13 protein-coding genes and 1 pseudogene are annotated in these 21,270 nt (G+C 41.0%); 9 read left to right on the plus strand and 5 right to left on the minus strand.

The features are described from left to right. Positions 1-197: 197 nt before the first annotated feature. Positions 198-682: pseudogene (locus ACE1B6_RS28770) on the plus strand (RidA family protein); the annotation flags it as partial. Positions 683-984: 302 nt separating this feature from the next. Here ACE1B6_RS28770 and carB read toward each other — a convergent pair. Then, the gene (gene carB, locus ACE1B6_RS28775) at positions 985-4,290 is read right to left on the minus strand and encodes a carbamoyl-phosphate synthase large subunit (protein WP_413260740.1); all 3,306 of its coding nucleotides are present in this window, start codon (positions 4,288-4,290) and stop codon (positions 985-987) included. Between the two features lie 364 nt (positions 4,291-4,654). Between carB and ACE1B6_RS28780 the strand changes: the two genes are divergently transcribed. Together ACE1B6_RS28780 and ACE1B6_RS28785 are read left to right on the plus strand one after the other, a co-directional pair. Continuing rightward, positions 4,655-5,383 (plus strand): hypothetical protein, encoded by a 729-nt coding sequence (locus ACE1B6_RS28780; protein WP_413260741.1) that lies wholly within the window; start codon positions 4,655-4,657, stop codon positions 5,381-5,383. A 126-nt stretch (positions 5,384-5,509) separates the two neighbouring features. Continuing rightward, a complete protein-coding gene (locus ACE1B6_RS28785) occupies positions 5,510-6,496 on the plus strand; it encodes a CHAD domain-containing protein (RefSeq protein ID WP_413260742.1) in 987 nt (328 codons plus the stop codon). Here the strand turns inward: ACE1B6_RS28785 and ACE1B6_RS28790 are convergent. From ACE1B6_RS28790 to ACE1B6_RS28805, 4 genes are all read right to left on the minus strand, one after another. Continuing rightward, entirely contained in the window at positions 6,493-8,409 is a 1,917-nt protein-coding gene (locus ACE1B6_RS28790) for an AAA-like domain-containing protein (RefSeq protein WP_413260743.1), read from the minus strand. The genes ACE1B6_RS28785 and ACE1B6_RS28790 overlap by 4 nt on opposite strands. Positions 8,410-8,704: 295 nt before the next feature. After that, entirely contained in the window at positions 8,705-9,532 is an 828-nt protein-coding gene (gene phnE, locus ACE1B6_RS28795) for a phosphonate ABC transporter, permease protein PhnE (protein ID WP_413260744.1), read from the minus strand. A 16-nt stretch (positions 9,533-9,548) separates the two neighbouring features. Continuing rightward, the gene (locus ACE1B6_RS28800) at positions 9,549-10,262 is read right to left on the minus strand and encodes a phosphonate ABC transporter ATP-binding protein (protein ID WP_413260745.1); all 714 of its coding nucleotides are present in this window, start codon (positions 10,260-10,262) and stop codon (positions 9,549-9,551) included. A gap of 106 nt (positions 10,263-10,368) precedes the next feature. Further along, a complete protein-coding gene (locus tag ACE1B6_RS28805) occupies positions 10,369-11,340 on the minus strand; it encodes a phosphate/phosphite/phosphonate ABC transporter substrate-binding protein (protein WP_413260746.1) in 972 nt (323 codons plus the stop codon). A gap of 414 nt (positions 11,341-11,754) precedes the next feature. Here ACE1B6_RS28805 and ACE1B6_RS28810 point away from each other — a divergent pair, with 414 nt between their 5' ends. The 6 genes from ACE1B6_RS28810 to ACE1B6_RS28835 all read left to right on the plus strand — a co-directional run bounded on the left by ACE1B6_RS28810 (position 11,755) and on the right by ACE1B6_RS28835 (position 21,268). After that, positions 11,755-13,248, plus strand: a complete 1,494-nt coding sequence (locus tag ACE1B6_RS28810) for an efflux RND transporter periplasmic adaptor subunit (RefSeq protein ID WP_413260747.1) — start codon at positions 11,755-11,757, stop codon at positions 13,246-13,248. Continuing rightward, positions 13,248-16,442 carry an efflux RND transporter permease subunit gene (locus ACE1B6_RS28815; RefSeq protein ID WP_413260748.1) on the plus strand — a complete coding sequence of 1,065 codons (3,195 nt, stop codon included), beginning with the start codon at positions 13,248-13,250 and terminating at the stop codon, positions 16,440-16,442. Before ACE1B6_RS28810 ends, ACE1B6_RS28815 begins: the two co-directional genes overlap by 1 nt. A gap of 488 nt (positions 16,443-16,930) precedes the next feature. Next, complete coding sequence (fdxB, locus tag ACE1B6_RS28820; RefSeq protein WP_413260749.1) at positions 16,931-17,227, plus strand: ferredoxin III, nif-specific; 297 nt, start codon at positions 16,931-16,933, stop codon at positions 17,225-17,227. A gap of 326 nt (positions 17,228-17,553) precedes the next feature. Beyond that, positions 17,554-18,594: a cytochrome c oxidase subunit II gene (locus tag ACE1B6_RS28825; RefSeq protein ID WP_413260750.1), complete on the plus strand. Its 1,041-nt coding sequence runs from the start codon at positions 17,554-17,556 to the stop codon at positions 18,592-18,594. A 143-nt stretch (positions 18,595-18,737) separates the two neighbouring features. After that, the gene (gene ctaD / locus ACE1B6_RS28830) at positions 18,738-20,411 is read left to right on the plus strand and encodes a cytochrome c oxidase subunit I (RefSeq protein ID WP_413260975.1); all 1,674 of its coding nucleotides are present in this window, start codon (positions 18,738-18,740) and stop codon (positions 20,409-20,411) included. Between the two features lie 224 nt (positions 20,412-20,635). Further along, positions 20,636-21,268 carry a cytochrome c oxidase subunit 3 gene (locus tag ACE1B6_RS28835; protein ID WP_413260751.1) on the plus strand — a complete coding sequence of 211 codons (633 nt, stop codon included), beginning with the start codon at positions 20,636-20,638 and terminating at the stop codon, positions 21,266-21,268. The last annotated feature ends 2 nt before the right edge of the window (positions 21,269-21,270 follow it).

The raw sequence follows: 21,270 nt of genomic DNA on the forward strand, positions 1-21,270 counted from the left end.
AACAGTATTTTTCTTACAAGTTTATAAATCTTTTGTAACAACTAAAAAAGTGTGTACCATACTAAGCTGTTACGTATTTAAATCACTTATTAAGCAGTAGGGTGCGTCAGACGGTAAAGCCTGATATAAAAAGGAAAATATCCCCTTCTGACGCACCCTACAATATGACTTTTAAAGGCGTAACAGGTTAGCTTGTACTAACTGGTGCGATAATGCCAGATGGAGAAGTTTGTCACCTAGAAGTTTTTCCGGGGAACTTCGCCACCCAGAAGTTTATTTAGAAAAAGTGATAATGGATCGCAAAGTTATCTTTACAGAATCGGCACCCTCGCCTGTTGGTCCTTATAATCAAGCAATTCTTGCTAGTGGACAAATGTTGTTTGTTGCTGGACAAATTGCGATCGATCCCAGAGTAAGCGATGTTGTCCACAAAGAGGATATCACCAAACAAACAGAACAAGTTATGGCGAACATAGAAGCCATTTTAACTGCCGCAGGTGCGAGATGGTCAAATGTAGTAAAAACCTCTGTTTTTCTGGCAAACATGAATGATTTTGCCGCCATGAATGCAGTTTATTCCAAATACTTTGACGAAGCAACCGCCCCAGCACGCGCCTGTGTAGAAGTCTCCCGTTTACCCAAAGATGTCTTAGTAGAAATTGAGTGTATCGCCATGATTTAAATAAGCCTCTTGCAAAAATAGACAATATCCATCTTTCATCCGCATTCATCTGCGTACTAAAAAAAGAACACAGACAAAAACAGATAATTTACATATACCATCTGTGTTCATCTGTGTACCCTACGGGAAGGCTACGCCTACATCTGTGGATATCTGTGGTTAAAAAAAAGCCAGATTTGGAATTGCAAGAAGTCTAGTAATGCAATGGTAGGATGGTGCGTTACGTTATCACTAACGCACCCTACAAATAGAGACTTTGCATAGGTAATAGATAAGAGAAATTCCCGTTACCTATTACCAACCTACACCAAATATTCCTGAATTGCCTTCACGTCTAATGGTGCAGATTGTAACCGAGAAATAGCTGCTGCGATCGCTTTTGCACCTGCAATTGTTGTGATTACAGGTACTTTATAAGCTAACGCAGTTCGCCGCAATAAACGCGCATCTGTTTGCGCTTCTTCTCCAGATGGCGTATTGATAATTAGGTGGATTTTCTCATTTTTAATTGCGTCTACAATGTGGGGACGACCTTCATGTACTTTTAGCACTAATTCAATGCCTTGTAAACCGCTATCTTTCAAGACTCGCCGAGTACCATCAGTAGCGATAATATGAAATCCTAATTCCATGAATTGTTTCACTACTGGAACTACTGCTTGTTTGTCACGATCGCTCATGGAAACGAACACTGTTCCTGATAATGGTAACTTATCTCCGGCACCTGTTTCTGCTTTGGCGAAGGCTTTTCCAAAATCAGTATCTATTCCCATTACTTCACCAGTCGATCGCATTTCTGGCCCCAACAATGTGTCTGTACCTGGGAATTTATTAAATGGTAACACGGCTTCTTTAACTGCGATATGATTGGGAATAATTTCTTTGTTCATTCCCAATTCTTCCAAAGTTTTTCCTGACATAATCAAAGAAGCAAGTTTTGCCAATGGTTTGCCAATTGCTTTAGAAACAAATGGTACGGTTCTTGATGCTCTGGGGTTGGCTTCTAGAATGTAAACTTTTGGGGTGTAGCTGTATGCGTCTGCGATCGCATATTGCACATTCATTAACCCAATTACATTCAAAGCTTTGGCTAATCTGATAGTTTGATCGCGAATTACTTGCAAAACTGCTGGTGATAAAGAAGTAGTAGGTAAGGTACAAGCAGAGTCGCCTGAATGAATCCCCGCTTGTTCAATGTGCTCCATAATTCCGCCAATTACCACATTACCAGTAGCATCAGCGATCGCATCTACATCTACTTCTACAGCATTTTCCAAGAACTTGTCAATTAACACTGGTTTTTCCGGTTCAACTTGTACCGCCAATGTCATATAACGCTGTAAGTCAGCATCAGAATAGACAATTTCCATTGCCCTTCCACCTAATACGTAACTCGGACGTACTACCACAGGATAACCGATTTTTCCGGCAATGGTAATTGCTTCTGATTCATAGTGAGCAATTCCATTTGGGGCGGTTAATAATTGCAGTTTTACCACAATTTCGTCGAAGCGTTCTCTGTCTTCGGCAATGTCGATCGAATCCGGCGAAGTTCCCCAAATCTTCGTTTCTGTAATGTTATGTTTGCTTAGGTACTCTTGCAAAGGAACTGCTAATTTTAACGGAGTTTGTCCGCCAAATTGAATAATAATTCCAGCTGGTTTTTCGGTTTCGATGATATTGAGAACATCTTCTTTAGTTAGTGGTTCAAAATACAAGCGATCGCTCGTATCATAATCAGTCGAAACTGTTTCTGGATTAGAGTTAACCATGATGGTTTCAAAACCAGCATCGCGTAAAGCATAGCTGGCATGACAACAACAATAATCAAACTCAATCCCCTGCCCAATTCGGTTAGGCCCACCGCCTAAAATCATTACCTTCTGCTTACTTGAGGGCCTTACTTCTGATTCTGGCGCTAATAAAGATGTGCCATTTCCTTCTTCGGTCGCTGTCACACAGCCTAATTCATAAGCTGAGTAATGATAAGGTGTAAAAGCTTCAAATTCTGCGGCACAGGTATCCACAGTTTTATATACCGGAATTACCCCTAAATTTTTCCGGTAATGACGTACTTCGTCTTCGCTGGTTTTGGTAGCAAAAGCAATTTGACGATCGCTAAATCCTTGCTGTTTAATCGCATACATTTGCTCTTTGCCAATCTGTTGCAAAGGCGTGCGTTTCAGGAATTTCTCGGTTTCCAATAATTCCTGCATTTTGTCCAAAAACCAAGGATCGATTCCTGTCAGTTCGTAAATGTCTTCTACTGACATTCCTAACTGCATCGCATGGCGAACCGTAAAAATTCTTTCCGGGTTTGGTGTGCGTAACTGGGCGCGAATTTGTTCTAAAGATGGCAATTTTTCCTGTATGTCGCAACCCCAACCAGCCCGCCCGGTTTCTAAACCGCGCAATGCTTTTTGGAAAGACTCTAAAAATGTCCGTCCAATTGCCATTGTTTCCCCTACAGATTTCATTTGAGTTGTTAAAACTGGCTGAGTTCCGGGGAATTTTTCAAAGGCGAATCGGGGAATTTTTGTAACTACGTAATCAATGGTTGGCTCAAAGGATGCTGGTGTTTTCTTGGTAATATCATTATTAATTTCATCCAAGGTGTAGCCCACTGCCAACTTAGCCGCAAATTTGGCAATGGGGAAACCCGTTGCTTTAGAAGCTAAGGCGGAAGAACGAGAAACACGAGGGTTCATTTCAATGACAATTACATCTCCATTCACCGGATTTACGGCAAACTGAATGTTAGAACCTCCTGTCTCAACGCCAATTTCTCGAATGATTTTGATTGAGGCATCCCGTAAGCGTTGATACTCTTTGTCGGTGAGGGTTTGGGCAGGGGCAACCGTGATCGAATCTCCGGTATGAATGCCCATTGGATCGAGGTTTTCAATGGAACAGATAATTACTACGTTATCTGCCAAGTCTCGCATCACTTCTAATTCGTATTCTTTCCAACCTAAAAGTGATTTTTCAATCAATATTTGCGAAACTGGACTAGCGTCAATACCTGATTGGGCAATTTCTTCAAATTCTTCTTGGTTGTAGGCAATACCACCACCAGTTCCGCCTAATGTAAATGCGGGACGAATGATTAAAGGATAAGTACCAATTTGTTGCGCGATCGCTCTGGCTTGGTTAAGATCGCAAGCAATCCCAGAAGGGCAAACATCTACCCCAATCTTCTGCATTGCTTCTTTGAATAATAGGCGGTCTTCGGCTTTTTCGATCGCTTCTAACTTCGCCCCAATCAACTCCACGCCATAGCGTTCTAAAACTCCATTCTTTGACAAGGCTACGGCTAAGTTTAATGCAGTTTGTCCGCCCATCGTCGGCAATAAAGCATCAGGTCTTTCTTTGGCAATCACCTTTTCCACAATCTCTGGGGTTAAAGGTTCGATGTAAGTGCGGTCTGCTGTCTCAGGATCGGTCATGATTGTAGCAGGGTTAGAGTTGACCAACACTACCTCATAGCCTTCAGTACGTAGGGCTTTACAAGCTTGCGTCCCCGAATAATCAAATTCACTAGCTTGACCAATTACAATCGGACCAGAACCCAACAGCAGAATCTTCTTAATGTCGTTACGACGAGGCATAGTTTTTGCTTTATGTTACAACTATACAAATCCCAATCATTTTAAAGGCTTTCACCGCTTTGCGGCCTGCGATTTCACTCTAGTTTTATAAGTTTCGATGACAAATGCTTGGGGACTAGGTACTGGGGGCTGGGGATTGGGTACTAGGAGAATTTTAAGTTTTAAGTTTTGAGTTAAGGAGAAAGATTTTTAAGTGAAAGAATTTCCCCCAGTCTCGTAGGACAGGCATCCTGCCTGTCACTCCCAATCCCCAATCTCTGGGGTGAACTTATGCAACTAAGTATTAAAACTATTGCGATAATTGCATCTGGTTTAAACTTAATGGTATAGGCTAAAGCTAAGTAGTGCTGGGTGGCAATTGTTTATGCTTAATTTGGATACTTTTATTTCTGATGAGGATTTATTTGCTCAACCTCATCCTTTAGCAGAAAACACCAGTTTGTCTCTGGCTAGTTTTCAGGGTGTAACTTCTCCTGAAGAGGTTTGGGAAATCCAAAAACGCGATCGCATTTCCGGTTTACACAAACGTATCTCGCCCTTAGACTATACCAAAGTTTGGGAATATTGGTGGTGTATTCCCGGGAGAATGCTACTGCCAGAAGATATGGAAGTTCTGCGTAGCGATCGCAAAAGAGTAGAAACTATTTTAGAACAACTTGTTTGGTTATTGGGCGGACATTGTTTAGGTGCAAACTGTCACTTTGACGGACAAAATCAACCGCTTTACGATTGGCAAGAAGTTTTACAATTTGTTACTCAATCAGGACTCAATGCTGATATCATCGATATTGATTTCTTCCCCACAACTTTGCAAAGAAATAATAAGCCGATCGCAGATATTCCCCCAGAAGAAATTTCTCACTACGTCGCCATTGAACCTGCACATCTACATCTGGAATTTTTCTCATTGCAAGCCATAGAAGGAGGATTTAAATTACAAGAACCAAAACCTCTGTGTAGCTGTCAAATTTGGACTGGAAAACCATTACTCAAAAATATAAAAACGGGACAAAGTTTTACTCGTTACGATTTGTGTATCTCCTCTCCCTATGATACAATAGGCATTCCTTCAGTAATTTCTCTAAAACATTAAGTTGGTTTTGTACTGAAAGCAAAGTAATTACTAACTAAGTTCACACATCAACCAGATTTTTTTGCAGAGCAAGTTTGTAAAAATAAATTGGTTAACTGAATGTTCCATCTAGTTTTTAAACAACCAATGATGACAGTAGATTCCCCAAAAAAAGCTAATACTTTGGGAGATTGGGCTTATATAGCTGTTGAGAAACACTTCAATAAAACCATGAAGTACGAAGCAGAAGTCCTCAAAGATGAAGACCCAGAAGCCTTGCACCAAATGCGTGTAGGAATGCGTCGCCTGAGAACAGCTGTTACAGGGTTTGCACCTGCTTTAGATTTACCAACCGCAGCCCAAGAAAAGCAAATTGGTAAAATAGCTCGCACTTTAGGAATCTTGCGAGATTTAGATGTACTCGAAGAAGCATTAGAAAATCAGTATCGACCTGCGTTACCCAAGTCTGAACAAAAAGTTATTCATACTGCATTGGATTATTTAGCAACTAAGCGCACGGAAGCTTTTAAACTGGTAAAAAAGACTTTAGAAGGAAAGTCAAATTATCTGAAAATGAAACAAGCTTTTCAGCATTGGTTTAAAGAGCCAAAATATCAAGTGACGGCTCAACTACCAATTCTGGAAGTTTTACCAGATTTATTATTACCAGAAATCAGCGAATTTTTATTGCATCCAGGTTGGTTAGTGGGAGTTGAAAGCAATGAAACTGGAATTCACCCCAAGGCAAATTTAAATCATCAAGCAGTAGAAGAACAGCTACACCAACAAGGAGAAATGCTGCATGATTTACGCAAACAAGCTAAGCGAGTTCGCTACCAAATGGACTTGTTTACCGATTTTTATGGCGAGACTTATGTCTCTTACTGTAAAGATGTCAAAAAAATTCAAGAAGTGTTAGGAAATATTCAAGATAGTATGGTTTTAGGAGAATTTCTCACGGAAGCTTTGCGAACAGAAAAAAGCAAATTACCTGCTAAATTAAGTAAGGAACTAGCAGAAAGTCGCTACCAAGCATGGCAAGAATGGCAAGTTTTACAAGAGCGATATTTAGATTTCTCTGTGCGTCAAGGTTTCCATAAAGAACTGCTACAACCAAAAGGTTTACCGGATTAAAGCTGGTGGAAATTAATTTGATTTCGCCCTAAATTTTTTGCTTGAGCAAGAGCTTCTTTGGCTTTGCGTAACAAGTCATTTGAGCTAGTATTTTTCTTGGGAATAGTGCTAGCTACTCCTAAGCTTACTGTCAATACAGGAGCCGGAAGCCCACCAATTTTAGGATCGTGATTAATTGCTAAACTCACTACTTTTTCGCGAATTCTTTGGGCAACTTCACAGGCTATATTAGCATTAGCATTGGGCAAAATGATGCCAAATTCATCTTCTTGATAACGAGCGACAACATCATGAGATTTTCTCACTAATTGACGTATTACCTCGGATATTTGCTGTAAACACTTATCTCCGGCTTCCTGACCTTGAGTTTTATTGTAAACTTTGAAAAAGTCAATGTCGCAAAAAATTACAGATAAAGGTGATGTTTGTTTGGCTAAGTTTTGCCACTGTTGTTCTAGATATTGTTCAAAGTAACGCCGATTAGCAAGTTGGGTAAAATCATCAATGTTTTGCAGTCGGCGCAATTCTAAATTTTCTCTTTCTAACTGTGTAAAGTTGTCATTGAAAGCATCATTAGTAACATTTTTTTCTGGGCTATGTAAGACTTTTTTCCCAAAATACAGGCGATATAATTCACAGCTGGGAACTACGCGATCGCCATCGATATTCACTAACCCAATACTCTCTAATTTATAGGCAAGTTTAGGATCTAACCGTACAGATTCTTCACTCTTCATTACCTTTTGCAAAGCTACTTCTAATCCCGGTTCTGCTTGCACTGTTGCTAAAGAACAGCGCAGATATTCTTCATAAATTCCTGATTCAGTAGCCGCCTGTTGCAATAATTCTTTGAATTCTACATCTTGGCGATATAAGTGATAGAAAGCTAGTTGGACTAAATAGGGATGTCCCCCTAACAAAGTGATTAATCTTTTAGTTTTTCCATGATCGGTCCAATCTAAGTTATAGCGTTGTGCTAATTCCTGAACTTGCTCAGGAGTTAAAGGTGGTAATTTTAAAGGTAAGCCAATATTAAATGGTGATTGACTCAACTGGATTGGTACATAAATTTCTGTGGAATAAACTACTACAAAACGCAGTTTTTGCCAAACTTCATTATATTTAGCTTGTTCGTGCCAATAACGCAGCAAAGGTAGAAATTCTTGTGCGATTTCGGGATATTCAAAAATCCGATTGACTTCGTTTAAAACTAAAACTAAGGGAGTTTGAATTTGCTCTAGTAAATAAGATTGCCAATAAACAGTGCAACTTACTTTACTGCCAATTTCATCATCCCAGTAATTATCTATTCTTGATTCTAACTCTAACTCTCGGCAAAGATTAGCACTAAACCACCGTAAAAATTTATCAATATTGTCGAAAACTGCTCGATCGGCCTGACGAAAATCTATACTTACAGTGCGATAATTTAAGCTATCTGCATGAGCAACTACACGCAAAACTAAAGAACTTTTTCCCATTTTTCGGGGAGCTTTAATTCGCACTAAACTGCCTGGTTTAGTAATCTCTTCATAGACCAGTTCTTCGATCGGTGGTCGGGGAATGTAAAATTTAGAGTCGATAGCTAGAGGCGCACCAGGAAATTCTATAGATGAAGAATTATTAGAAAAGCTAAAATCTCTAATTAACTGCTGCTGAGCTTTGGTAAGTCGGCGCGGTTCCAAACTAGCCCGAAAGTTGTATTTTGTAATAGCTTCTCCAAAAAATTCACTAAGCAATGCCCATAACTCAGAAGCAGTTTTTCGCAGATATTCATCAACATAATTCCCCTCTGCTGCCATCCGCGAATATGTTTTTCCCTCCCAAGCTTGATGTAATACCCATTCTTGCAACGATGTCAAGGGCTTTTTCTGAGTAGCATTCAACAATTGTACTAATTCATATATGGTCATTGTAAAAACACATTTAAATACAACTTGCGCCCTGGTTAACCACCTAATTATCAGAACTATCTGTGATAAACAGCCTAGTTTGTCACTTTTTAGTAGGTGATGTAGAATTATCGGTAAATTAATTACCTTATATGCGGAAAAATTTACTTTATACGCGACCTGTATTATAACCTTGGAATGACTCCTGCGATCGGCAAAATTTAAGAGATTTATTAATAACTTGGCTGGGGAAAACTTATCTAATTTCCTGTAATAAACTATACAGAGAATTAGTTAGTTAAGTAAAAAGCCTTTGCTAGTTGTTTTTGGGAGTAAAACGATAGCTAGCTTCCAGATGTTGGCGTAATTTACTACTAAGAGCATCAATCACTGTTACCACAACTAATAATACCAACATCATTGTTGTAGCTTTATTGTACTCAAAACCTTTAATATAGTTAACTAGTTCAAAACCAATCCCTCCTGCTCCCACCACCCCTAGAACGGAGGCAGCGCGAATATTGTACTCAAACATATACAAAGTATAACCTAATACCAAAGGCAACACTTGAGGCAGAATCCCATATTGTGCTATTTGTAACCAGGAAGCGCCACAAACCTGCAATGCTTCCAGAGAACGAGGCTCCACTGACTCAATAGCTTCTTGATAAAACTTTGCAAGATAACCAATAGTGTAGATACCGAGAGCCAAAGTTCCCGCAGGTGCGCCGAGTCCGGTAGCGGCGACAAATAATAATCCTAAAACAATTGAAGGAACCGATCGTACTAAGTTTTGTAGAAAGTTAGCCAATAATTGTATCCAACGCGGAGCTAAATTTCGCGCCGAAAGCACTGCTAAAGGTAAAGAAAGAATTGCGCCAATGGTAGTTCCCCAAATTGACATTTGAATTGTCTCAATTAAGCGAACAATGGCGATATCTAAAATTGATAAATCAGGAGGCCATAAGCGAGTGATAAAATCTACTAAATAAGGCCAGCTATCTTTGAGAAGTTTTAAATCTACTTGTAAACCTTGTAATGCCCAAATATAAACTGCTATAACAGCCAATAAAACTGCTAGCCGTTTTAACCATTTAAAGAATAAAGGATATTTAAATTTGACTGTTTTGAAAGTTTTTGTCATTGCTTTAATTTCAGCTTTAACCAGCTTGCATAATTTCTGGTAAATTTTGACTTATGCCGTCATAAATAATCTGTCCGGCTTCTAGGACGATCGCTCTTTGAGCATAAGCAGCCGCTAAACTCAAATCATGCAAAACTACGACAATAGTCATGCCTTGTTCTGCGTGTAATTTAGCCAGAGTTTCCATCACTTGTTTAGCTGCCAAAACATCTAAACCTGTGATTGGTTCATCAGCTAATAATATACCAGGATTTTGAATTAAAGCTCTAGCAATTGCCACTCTTTGTTGTTGTCCACCACTTAAATAAGCAGTTTTTTGATAAGCTTGGTCTTTTAAACCCAACCGATCCAAAAGTTCTAGAGCTAAACGGCGATCGTGCTTGGGAAACCCCCACAAACTTTGCCAAGCAGATAAACTCCCCAACTTGCCACAAAGCACATTTTCAATTGCCGATAACTGACGAATTAACCCACCTCCCTGAAATAGCATTGCCACATCAGGATGATGCTTTTTCTGTTGATTTTGCACTGAGTTATTAACTTTAATTACTCCCTTTGCCAAAGGAACTAAACCAACTATCGCCTTCAGCAAACTAGACTTACCTGCCCCATTTAATCCTAATAAAGCGACAAATTCTCCTTGGTGAATTTTGCAACTAATCTCGTTTAATATTGGGCGATTCAGCGTTGCACTATAGGGAGTTGTTATTTTTTCACATTCAATGGTCATTCGATTTTTAATTTTCAATTTTTAATTTTCGATTTTAGCAGTGATTGGTCATTGGTCAAAAGGTTGAGTCCCACAAATGACAAATGACCAATAACCAATGACAAAATTACGGTTCTATTCCGGCACGTTTCAGTGCTTCGCGCATAGGTTGTAAATGACTGTTGCCGTCAACTTTCACCAACCGGGTAGAATTGTATAAATTTTTCAACAATTGATTGTTTTCTGGTTTATTCAATTCCATCAAAGCGTTAATAATTTTTTCCCTTGTAGCTGAAGAAACACTATCATCAATTGCCACACCATGAGCAGGTACACCTGAGATAGCATACAGTATTCGTAAGCGATTTGCTTCTTGGGGAGTAATATAAGGTGCGCCAAGGGTGTATTCGGAAACTGCGGCTACATCTGCTTGTCCCCGTAAAACTGCTTGTAATGCGCCACTATAACCGTTTCCGTAGCTAACTTGACCAAAGAAATTATTCAAGCGATCGCGATTTGGTACTAAACCTAACTTCACTAATTCTCCCACAGGGAAAATAAATCCGCTACCGGAAGTTGGCGAAGTGAAAGCAATTTTCTTACCCCGTAATTGCTGAAGAGTTGCCGGAGAGTTCCCGCTGCGTAAAGAGCTATCTTTAGGAACTACAAAAATCGATCGGTAAGTGTGTCCTCCAGAATAATTGGGACGTACTTCCGCTAAATACAACTTAGCATTTGCTAACTCTTCCGCTTTAATTGCTGGACGACTACTTAAAAAAGCTACATCGGCGCGATTGGCACGCAGAGCTTCTACCGCAGCCGTATCATCTGCTACGATCGCCTGAACTGGCATCCCCATTTTTTGGGAAAGAAATTGGGCGACTGCATTAGCCTTTCTCTGTAAATCTGCTTGATCTCCCCGCCCAGGAAATGCAATTCTAATTGTGGTGTTTGCAGCTTGAGCAATGGTACTTTCTTTACCATTGGGAATATATTGTGCTTCTGCCTGTTGCTGCTTTTCGGTAGTATGAAAAGTCAAACTAGTTAGCGCGATCAGTGCTGCACCCACACCAAGTAAAAACTTCTTTTTCAGACTCATTAGTAACCTTTAAGATGTAAGACAAATTTTAGACAGCAACTATATTATATGGATTAGTTGAAAAATATTATCACTAAATTTTGAAATTAATTGAAAATTTTCTGCAATAGGAGAAGAAGGGGACTGGGGACTGGGGACTGGGGACTGGGGACTGGGGACTGGGGACTAGGGACTAGGGACTAGGGACTGGGGACTGGGGACTGGGGACTGGGGACTAGGGACTGGGGACTGGGCATTGATTGGCATCTCCTCTGCCCCTCTGCCCCCCTGCCCCTCTGCCCCCCTGCCCCCCTGCCCCCCCGCACCTCTGCCCAAAGGTATAAAGCAAAAGTCTTAGTTTGCAGTTATTCTAGAGAAAGTTAACTTTTGTAAAGTGTTTGAGCTTGGCAATCGGGAGAGAAGTCTAAAGGAAACATGAAAGAAGCCAAGTCGAAATTTTCGTATTCGTACCTTCTCGCTTTTGGCTTTTGTGTTGCGCCGCTGCTGGTTGGGTTAACTGGCTGTAGCGGAATGCCGAAAGCCGAAGCGGAAGCCCAAAATCGGCGACCTGGAGCCGAGAGGGGGCCAACCTCTACGCCAGTGGATGTGGCGATCGCACGTCCCGGAGTACTTCAGGAAGCACCAATATATGTAGGTACAACTAGACCAGCAGTAGAAGTTTCTTTGCGATCGCAAGCGGAGGGGCGACTGCTGAATTTAAATGTGAATGTTGGCGATCGGGTAGGGCGGGGTCAGCAGTTAGGGCAGTTGGATAATACATTATTATTTACCTTAGTCACACAGGCAGAAGCCGAACTAGCTACCCGTGACTCCGAAGTAGCACGCGCCAAAACCCAAGTTAGCAACGCCAAAGCTAGAGCCGAACAAGCTAGAGTTACACTTAAACAAGCTCAGACAACCGCAGCAAGGCGAGAGTTTCTGCAAAAACAAGGGGCAATTTCCCTGCAAGATGCAGAATTAGCCAGAACAGAAGCGCGAACAAACGAGCAAGCAGTTTTAGCCGCAGAAGAACAAATTCGCACCGAACAACAAGCAGTCGCAGCTGCACGAGGCAGAGTTGCTGCCCAAAGAGCCGTAATTGCTGAGTTAAAAGAACGTTTATCTTACGCCAAACTGAAATCTCCCATTGATGGCGTAGTTATGGAACGAGTCAGCGAACCGGGGAATTTGGTACAACCGGGAGGAGAGGTTTTAAAACTAGGAGACTTTAGCCAAGTCAAAGTAGTAGTTCCCCTTTCCGAGTTGGAATTGCCGAATGTTCGAGTCGGACAGTTGGTACAAGTGAAATTAGATGCTTTTCCCAATCAAACTTTTTCCGGCAGAGTTGCCCGCATTTCTCCCGCTGCCGATCCGACTGCAAGGCAAATTCCGGTAGAAATTTTAATTCCGAACCAAAATGGACAAATTGGTAGCGGTTTATTAGCAAGAGTCCAATTTACTCAAGAAACTGCACCAAAATTGTTAATTCCTCAAACTGCTTTGCAAGTGAATAGAGGTAGAGGCAGAGGTGCAGGGGTGCAGGGGAGCAGAGGTGCAGAGGGGCAGAGGGGCAGAGGTGCAGAGGTGCAGGGGAGCAGAGGAGATGCCAATACCCAGTCCCCAGTCCCTAGTCCCCAGTCACCAGTACCCAGTACCGAGTCCCCCAATCAAGGAACGATTTTTGTAGTGATGGGAGAAGGTCGGGAAGGTAAGGTAGCGGCGCGTCCGGTGGTATTGGGCGATCGCGCAAATAGCAGAGTGGAAATAGTTTCCGGTTTAGAAGCGGGGGAGCGGTATGTAGTGCGTAGTGGTAGACCGCTAAAAGATGGGGATGCGGTACGCTTTAGCATTTTGTCCGAAGGAGTGGGAAATCCCTCCTCAGCAGCAGAAAATCGACCAAACAACGCCAGACAAAGGAATCAGCAGTAATGCAGAATACCACTAGCAGTAAATCTGGATTTAGCTTCAGCGCCCTTTCTATCCGTCAACATATTGGGACTTTGATGTTGACTGTGGCAGTTTTGGTGTTGGGAATTTTCTTTTTTACGCAACTACAAGTTGATTTGTTGCCTTCGATTACCTATCCTCGCATTGGTTTAAGAATGAGCGCACCTGGAGTTTCTCCAGAAGTAGCAGTTGACGAAATTACTAAACCTTTGGAAGAAGCTTTAAGCGCAACTGAAGGAGTAGTGCAGGTTTATTCCCAAACTCGTGAAGGTCAAGTAAGTTTAGATTTGTATTTTGAACCTGGGGGAAATATTGACCAAGCACTTAATGATGCAACTGCTACTTTTAACCGTGCTAGAGGTAGGTTGCCAGAAATTGTAGAAGATCCGCGACTTTTTAAAATCGATCCTTCGCAATTACCAGTGTATGAATTTGCTTTAAAATCTTCGTCTTTAAGTGATGCAGATTTACGGGTGTTTGCTGATGAGGAATTATCTCGGGAATTAAATGTGGTTTCGGGAGTAGCTTCGGTTGATGTTTCCGGGGGAGTGCAAGAAGAAATTAGAGTCAAAATTGATTTGAAGCGATTACAAGCTTTAGGTGTGAGTTTAACGGATGTTTTACGAGATTTAGAAGAACGAAATCAAGATGTTTCTGGGGGAAGGTTAAGAGGGGAGGATGCTGAACCTTTAACGCGAACGGTTGGACGGTTTCAAGATGCGGAAGAAATCAGAAATTTATCGTTTAATGTGCCAGCAGTGGCAGGAAGTTCGGCGGTTGTCAATCCCGATCGCAGAGTGTATTTACGCGACTTTGCCGAAGTAATTGATGGCACGGAAGAACAAAGAGTTTTTGTGTTTTTAAATGGGGAACCAGCTGTTAAAGTTAGTGTAACTAAACAACAGGATGCTAATACGATTACGGTTGTGGATGGCGTGAAAAAACGCTTAGAGGAATTGCGAAAAGGTGGTTTGATTACGGAAGAGATGCAAATTCAGGCGACTTTGGATGAGTCGCGGTTTATTAATAATTCGATCGCCAATGTAACTACTTCCGGTTTGATTGGTACGGGGTTGGCGGCGATCGCAGTTTTGCTATTTTTAGGTTCCTTGCGCCAAACTTTAATTATTGTTTTAGCGATTCCTTTGGCAACAGTCGCAGCGATTATTTTAATGCAATTATTTGGACTTTCGATTAATGTTTTTAGTTTAGGTGGTTTGGCGCTAGGTGTGGGGATTGTGGTGGATAACTCGATCGTGATGATGGAGACGATCGCTGAAGGTGCGGGGTTAACTCCCGGCAAAGATTCTCGCTCTCGTTTAAGTTCCAAACAGTTAGTTGAAAGCGCCGTTCATAGCAGTCAAACCGTAGAATCTGCTTTACTTGCTTCCACAACTACTAACTTAGTTTCAGTTTTACCATTTTTGTTAATTGGTGGTTTCTTTTCCCTACTTTTTAGTGAGTTAATTCTCACGATTAGTTTCTCGGTTGCTGCTTCGATGGTTGTAGCTTTAACAGTTGTGCCGATGGTATGTTCGCGACTGTTAGCAATTCGTTGGTCTAGTGGGTTAAGTAACTTTTGGTTTCTGCGAAAGTTCAATGAAAGATTTGAAGCTGCAATGGGTAGTTACAGGCGATTTTTAGGTTTTATTTTGCGGTTTCGGGTGATAGTCATTTTGGCAGCTTTCCTAATTTTAGGCGGGGGTAGTTGGTGGATGGTTGGACAAATTCCCCAAGAAATTTTGCCAAGAATTAGTACTGGACAAGCAAATTTATTCGCTTCATTCCCTCCCGGAACTACCCTGGAAACTAATCGCAAAGTCATGTCAGTTGTCGATGACATTATCCGCAAACAACCTGAAACTGAGTATGCTTTTTCCACTGCTGGAGGTTCGCTTTTTGCGGGAAATACTAATGCTAATCCAACTCGAAGTACGAGTACAATTACACTCAAACCAGGGAGTGATGTGGGTGCTTTTGTGCAACGAGTTTCTAGAGAGTTTGATAAGTTGAATTTAGCGGGAATTCGGTTGCGGGTAAGTCCGGGTCAGGTTCGGGGTATTATTTTAAGTAATTCACCAGTTAGAGGTGCAGATGTTGATATTATTCTGCAAGGTGAAGATCAAAGAAGTTTGGAACGTGCGGGAAGACAAGTATTAGCGGCAATGGATGACAAGGTGACTTTAGCACAGTTTCGTCCTGATGCAGACGATCGCCAACCGGAAATTCAAATTCGTCCCGATTGGGAAAGAGTTGCTAGTTTAGGGTTAAATACAAAGGAAATTGGTGATACAATTCAAACTGCGATCGAAGGTTCGACACCAACGCAATTACAAAGAGGCGATCGCTTAGTTGATGTGAGAGTCCAACTCGATCGCGAATCTGTACAACGCGCTTCTCAATTAGAACAAATTCCCCTGTTTGTTAATAATAATGCCTTAGTTCGTTTGGGTGATGTAGCGACAATTCAACAAGGACAAGCACCGGGGGAAATTCAACGGATTAACCAAAGACAAGTTTACATTATTGCGGGAAGTTTGAACAAAGGTGCTAGTTTAAGTGAAGCTTTAAAACAAGTAGATAGCGTTTTAGCAGAAGTGAGATTACCTGAAGGGGTTTCCCGAATACCAAGTTCCACCGCAGAAACAAATAGAGAGTTACAAAATTCCTTAAAGATTTTGGGAGGTTTAGCTGCTTTCTTGGTATTTGTAGTAATGGCGGTGCAATACAATTCTTTGATCGATCCTTTAGTAATTATGCTGACTGTACCCTTAGCTTTAGCGGGGGGAATTTTTGGACTTTATATTACGCAAACTGCGATCGGTGCTACAGTTTTAGTTGGTGCGGTATTATTGGTGGGAATTGTCGTTAATAATGCGATTATTATGGTGGAAATGGCGAATCAAATTCGGGAAGAGGAAGGACTCGATCGCACCACCGCCATTTTAAAAGCTGCACCCCAACGTTTGCGACCAATTTTAATGACAACTATCACTACTGTTTTAGGTTTATTTCCCTTAGCTTTGGGAATGGGTGAAGGTTCGGAATTTCTGCAACCTTTGGGTGTAGTTGTGTTTTCTGGGTTGTCTTTAGCAACCTTGTTAACTTTGTTTATTATTCCCTGTTTTTACACCTTGCTGCATGATTTCCCTTTCGGAAAACGCTTGTTTGGGTAATAGGGTTTTTTTGAACCGCAAAGGACGCAAAGGACGCAAAGAAAGAAATATATATTTCTTGCAAGAGTAGAGACGTTGTATACAACGTCTCTACAGTCTTTTTTAATGTCTCTACCATCTTTTTTGGAGATCGGTCTGTATTCGTCTGCGGTTGAAAAAAGCTCTATTCGATCGCAGCTAAACTTCACAGCAAGCCCTAATTAAGTTGAGAAAAAATTGTATATTTAATCACAAAAAATTGAGTATTTAAATACTAGTACCCCCTCTGAAAAAATACTCGTACCCTATCCGAAAAATACTAGTACCCCTACCCCAAGAAAATTTGTAAGTGCTTATAAAGAGGAAATTAGAGGCTTTGAGTAGCAGCTTAATTAATTTAATAAGTTTGATCTGCCGTGCTGGGAAACTAGCAAAAAAAGCTGTCTGATATAAACAAATATCAGGAGACAAACACGCACTAATTATTTTAGTTCAAAGGAGAAACACTCATGGCGGTACTAACAGCAACAACCTTTGGCGGTAAAACTTGGACACCACAATTTATTCAGGATATTAAAATTGCTACTTGCTTGGGATGTGGCAGATGCTTTAAGGCTTGTGGACGCGGGGTGATGGAATTAAAATCAGTTAATGAAGATGGCGAGTTTATTGAAGATGAGGATGAAGAAGAAAGTCTTCGTAAGGTAATGACGATCGTCAATGCTGATAATTGTATTGGTTGTGAAGCTTGTTCTAGAGTTTGTCCGAAAAAGTGTCATGTTCATGGCCCATTAGATCTAAATTGATGTTTTCTGCTTTGACTGTTTTCCGATTTTAGATTTTGACTTTGACTCGCCTGAGCGCAAAATCTAAAATCGGCTTTGTTAAATGCAATACATTTCTTCTTAGTGATTTCGCTCCAAACTGCTAATAATCCGGTTTTCGATCGCTTAAATTAAGTAGGATTACTTGCAGCTATTAAGAAATAGTTACGAACGAGACAGCAAATCACTTATGCCTTTACCTTAAATAAGAGTAGGAAACAAGTGCTAAATGGTAGAAATATCTCCATTTGCACAGGCGACTACTCTACCTTAAGGATGAGAGTCGCCCCAATCAAGGAAAAATATCTATGAAACAAATTCCCGTTTCACTCTTAACCTTGGTAGCAGGGGTTGTCATTGCATTTGTTAGCCTTTGGGTTGGTCAAAACCATCATTTGTTGCCCGAACAAGCTTCGCAACAAGCGCCTTTGGTAGATGGTTTTTTCAATGTCATGGTGACAATTGCTACAGCATTGTTTATTGTGGTTGAGGGTGCAATTTTAATTTTTGCGATTAAGTATCGGCACCGCAAAGGTGATGATAGTGATGGTGTACCGATCGAAGGCAACTTCTCTGTCGAAATTTTTTGGACAGCAATTCCGGCAATAATTGTGATTGGTTTAGGAATTTACAGTGTAGAAGTTTACCGAGCAATGGGCGGTTTCGATCCGGCAGGTTACGAGATGGTAGCACATCATCACGGTGGATCTTCTGCAATTGCGAAAATGCCGGGAAGTGCTATAGCTGCACCGATAATCGCTGATTCTGAAGGGATGGTAGCGCAAACAGCTAAGGAACCTGTAGAGAGAAAGTACGGCATTGGTGCGGCACCAGAGGAAGAAGGCAAAGCAGCTAGTTTGGTTGTAGATGTCACGGCAATGCAGTATGCCTGGATTTTCAATTACCCTGACAGCGGAATTACTAGCGGCGAATTGCACGTTCCAGTAGGTAAAGATGTGCTACTTAATATTACCGCTATTGATGTGATCCATTCTTTGTGGATACCACAATTCCGCATTAAACAAGATGCGATTCCCGGACAACCAACTCAGTTGAGATTTGTCGCTACAAAAGAGGGAGATTTCCCGATCGTTTGTACGGAATTGTGCGGTAGTTATCACGGTGGAATGAGAGCAAGAGCGATCGTTGAAACACCGGAAAAATTTGAAAGTTGGATGACAGAAAATCAGATCGCGCAGCAACAAGAATCAAGTCAAATTGTGGCAGCTAATCCCGCTGATTTACCAACTTCAGAGTTTCTTGCACCTTACGCTAAAGAAATGGGAATTGATGCTCATTCTTTAATTCATTTACATCCTGGTGCAATAGTTTCCTCCATGAGTAAATAAAGTCTCTGACTAAATTGGTCATTAGTGATTCGTCATTAGTCATTGGGAGAAAATCCAAGACAAAGGACAAATGACAATTGACGAAACAATTAGTCAGAGAATTTTCTTATAAGAGGCTGATTTTAGCAGACGACAAACGGTTTATGGCACAAGCACAACTTCCCTTAAATACTCCACCAGGTATGTCAGGTGATTCCGCAAAGGAACACCCAAAAGCTTGGAAGTGGTATGACTATTTCACTTTCAATGTCGATCACAAAGTCATCGGTATTCAATATTTGGTGACAGCTTTTTTCTTTTACTTAATTGGTGGGTTGATGGCGTTGGCAATGCGTGCGGAATTGCTAACTCCCGACTCGGATTTTATCGAGCCAACTCTCTACAATGCTTTTTTAACAAATCACGGGACTTTTATGATTTTCCTGTGGATTGTTCCTGCCGCAATTGGGGGTTTTGGTAATTTTCTGGTGCCTTTGTTAATTGGCGCTAGAGATATGGCATTTCCGAAGTTAAATGCGATCGCATTTTGGTTAAATCCACCCGCAGGCGCAATTTTACTTGCTAGTTTCTTTTTCGGCGGTTCCCAAACTGGTTGGACTGCTTACCCACCTTTGAGTTTAATTACAAATAACATCGGTCAATCGATGTGGATTTTGAGTATTGTTTTGGTGGGAACTTCTTCTATTTTAGGTTCGGTAAACTTTGTTGTTACCATCCTATTTATGCGCGTTCCGAGTATGCAGTTGACTCAAGTTCCTTTATTTTGTTGGGCAATTTTAGCAACTTCGGTATTAGCACTTTTTTCAACTCCAGTATTAGCGGCGGGATTGGTATTACTACTTTTTGATATCAATTTTGGTACGTCATTTTTTAAACCTGACGCTGGGGGAAATGTAATTATTTACCAGCACTTATTCTGGTTTTATTCTCACCCCGCTGTTTATTTGATGATTCTGCCAATTTTCGGCATTATGTCGGAAATTATTCCGGTACACGCCAGAAAACCAATTTTTGGGTATAAGGCGATCGCATATTCCAGTTTAGCAATTTGTTTTGTCGGGTTATTCGTCTGGGTACACCATATGTTTACCAGCGGAACACCCCCCTGGATGCGAATGTTTTTTACCATCTCAACTTTAATTGTTGCTGTACCTACGGGAGTGAAAATTTTCGGTTGGGTAGCAACACTTTGGGGCGGTAAAATTCGCTATACATCTGCCATGTTATTCGCCATTGGTTTGTTATCAATGTTCGTCATTGGTGGCATCACTGGCGTAACTTTAGGAACTGCACCTTTTGACCTTCACGTACACGATACTTATTATGTTGTGGGACATTTTCATTACGTTTTGTTTGGTGGTTCTGTTTTTGGTATTTACGCGGGAATCTATCATTGGTTCCCGAAAATGACCGGAAGAATGATGAATGAAACTTGGGGAAAAGTTCACTTCGTCCTCACTTTCATTGGCACTCATTTGACATTTCTACCAATGCACGAATTGGGATTACAAGGAATGCCGCGGCGCGTTGCTATGTATGACCCCCAATTTATCACTTTGAACCAGCTTTGTACCTTTGGTTCGATACTTTTAGGAATCTCGGTAATTCCCTTCTTTTTTAATGCTCTTTGGAGTTGGATGTATGGGGAAAAAGCAGGAGATAATCCTTGGGATGGACTCAGTTTAGAATGGACTACTAGTTCACCACCATTAATCGAAAATTGGGAAGTTTTACCAGTGGTAACTCATGGCCCTTACGATTATGGTATGAATGGTCGTAGTGCGACTACTGATAAAGTGACTGAATCTGTAAGTTAATTTTAATTAGTGGTTTGTGTTTAAGCGTTTTGATCCCCCTAAATCCCCCTTATTAAGGGGGACTTTGAAAAAGGGGGACTTTGAAAAAGGGGGACTTTGAAACAAATTTAAATCTGGTTCCCCCCTTAAAAAAGGGAGTTCTAGTTCCCCCCTTGGTAAGGGGGGTTAGGGGGGATCAAAACCTTGAGTTAACTACAAATCATTGATAATTGCTAGGAGGTACAATGCAAGGCGCAATTGAAACATCAGAAGTTCTTAATTCTTCTGTCGATCCAGCAGCAACTACAGCAGTTGCTCATCATGAGGGACATCCCGATTTAAGAGTTTGGGGTTTGTTGACTTTTTTGGCTTCTGAATCTTTAATGTTTGGGGGCTTTTTTGTCTCTTATTTAGTTTATCGTGGTGGCGCAGTAAATTGGCCTCCCGAAGGTACGGAAGTTGAGTTATTAGTACCCGCAATTAATACTTTCATTCTGGTTTCTAGTAGTTTCGTTATTCATTTGGGCGATACTGCAATTAAAAAGAATAATCTGAATGGAATGAGATTGTGGTATGCTGTGACTGCTTTAATGGGAGCAATTTTCTTGGGTGGTCAGCTTTATGAATACCTAACTTTAGGTTATGGTTTGACTACTAATATCTTTTCTAATTGCTTTTACTTAATGACAGGTTTTCACGGGTTGCACGTTTTTGTGGGTCTGTTGTTAATTTTAGGTGTGCTGTGGCGTTCTCGTCGATCGGGACATTATTCTGCTACTAAGCATACTGGGATCGAAATGGCGGAAATTTATTGGCACTTTGTCGATATTATTTGGATCGTTTTGTTTACTTTGCTGTACATTTTGACGATGTTTTAAGC

Source organism: Floridaenema fluviatile BLCC-F154, from assembly GCF_041929135.1.
GTDB lineage: Bacteria > Cyanobacteriota > Cyanobacteriia > Cyanobacteriales > Aerosakkonemataceae > Floridanema > Floridanema fluviatile.

Coding starts and splice junctions, on each gene's coding strand:
- carB (WP_413260740.1), bottom strand. CDS start 4,290: ATGCCTCGTCGTAACGACATTAAGAAGATTCTGCTGTTGGGTTCTGGT.
- ACE1B6_RS28780 (WP_413260741.1), top strand. CDS start 4,655: ATGCTTAATTTGGATACTTTTATTTCTGATGAGGATTTATTTGCTCAA.
- ACE1B6_RS28785 (WP_413260742.1), top strand. CDS start 5,510: ATGATGACAGTAGATTCCCCAAAAAAAGCTAATACTTTGGGAGATTGG.
- ACE1B6_RS28790 (WP_413260743.1), bottom strand. CDS start 8,409: ATGACCATATATGAATTAGTACAATTGTTGAATGCTACTCAGAAAAAG.
- phnE (WP_413260744.1), bottom strand. CDS start 9,532: ATGACAAAAACTTTCAAAACAGTCAAATTTAAATATCCTTTATTCTTT.
- ACE1B6_RS28800 (WP_413260745.1), bottom strand. CDS start 10,262: ATGACCATTGAATGTGAAAAAATAACAACTCCCTATAGTGCAACGCTG.
- ACE1B6_RS28805 (WP_413260746.1), bottom strand. CDS start 11,340: ATGAGTCTGAAAAAGAAGTTTTTACTTGGTGTGGGTGCAGCACTGATC.
- ACE1B6_RS28810 (WP_413260747.1), top strand. CDS start 11,755: ATGAAAGAAGCCAAGTCGAAATTTTCGTATTCGTACCTTCTCGCTTTT.
- ACE1B6_RS28815 (WP_413260748.1), top strand. CDS start 13,248: ATGCAGAATACCACTAGCAGTAAATCTGGATTTAGCTTCAGCGCCCTT.
- fdxB (WP_413260749.1), top strand. CDS start 16,931: ATGGCGGTACTAACAGCAACAACCTTTGGCGGTAAAACTTGGACACCA.
- ACE1B6_RS28825 (WP_413260750.1), top strand. CDS start 17,554: ATGAAACAAATTCCCGTTTCACTCTTAACCTTGGTAGCAGGGGTTGTC.
- ctaD (WP_413260975.1), top strand. CDS start 18,738: ATGGCACAAGCACAACTTCCCTTAAATACTCCACCAGGTATGTCAGGT.
- ACE1B6_RS28835 (WP_413260751.1), top strand. CDS start 20,636: ATGCAAGGCGCAATTGAAACATCAGAAGTTCTTAATTCTTCTGTCGAT.